The 908-nt window shown below is 69.8% G+C and carries 1 protein-coding gene; it reads left to right on the top strand.

All coding sequences use genetic code 11. The annotated features are described in order from the left end of the window. Positions 1-59: 59 nt before the first annotated feature. Positions 60-908 (top strand): hypothetical protein (locus DA1_RS29355; protein WP_155737686.1); only part of this gene is annotated, 849 nt, incomplete at its 3' end.

Here is a 908-nt window from a genome sequence, read left to right as displayed (position 1 = left end):
CTGGACAACATTGTTTTCGGCGTGGTCGCGGGCCAGCGCCGGATCGGGAGGGGCTGACCATGGCCAATGGACGCGCGCTGCCATCAGCGATTCTGTTTGACGAGCTGCTGGGCCGCGCCTGGGGCATTGCGTTGCAGAAGTACGGCGAGGCCCAAGCCATCGAGTCGCCGGTGACATCCTTCACACCCGCCAGGACCAATGGCGCCTACCGGCTGCCGCAGTACAGCAGCGGATTCGATCCGGCGGATGCAGGCTCCTGGGTGGCCCAGCACGACAAGGCGCTGGCCAAGCAGCTGGATCAGGTGGCCGGCGAATGGGCCGTGGAGTTCCAGGGCGTGATGGACATCGTGGCGCCCGTGGGGCCGGGCTGGCGCAATGCCGTGGCCTGGCTGCGCGCCACCATGCATGGCCAGGACGGTCTGGGCTATGTCGGCCAGGACCACCGGATAGCCCAGGCCCGGCAGCAGGGCGTGCAGGTGCTGGGCGGGCTCAACCAACGCGGCCTGCCGGTGCCCGCCGGGGCCATGGCAGCGCTGCAGGCCGTGGCCGACGGCGTGGTGGACCTGTACCAGGGCCGACTGGCCGCCCAGATGACGGCCGACCGGGAGGCCGAGCGCCGCCGCCTGCTGGTGGACGCCGTCACCGAGCTGGCACGCCTGCGCAATGCCGCGCTGGACACGGCCATGGACTTCGTGTTCGGGCGCATGAACATCATGTACGACGTGTTTGGCCGCAACAACGAGTACCTGACGGGCGTGCGCCGCGACGACCAGGCCCTCGCTTCCCAGATGCAGGTGGCCAGCGCCGAGCTGCAGCGCTGGGACGCCCAGGTCCTGGCCAACCAGGACGGCAGCGCGGCCTCGCAGCGCACCGTCAAGGCCATGAACGACCGCGCGCTGGAAGTCATC

This window comes from Delftia acidovorans NBRC 14950, assembly GCF_001598795.1.
Taxonomy (GTDB): Bacteria; Pseudomonadota; Gammaproteobacteria; order Burkholderiales; family Burkholderiaceae_C; genus Comamonas; species Comamonas acidovorans.
This window is presented reverse-complemented; position numbering and strand designations above follow the sequence as displayed.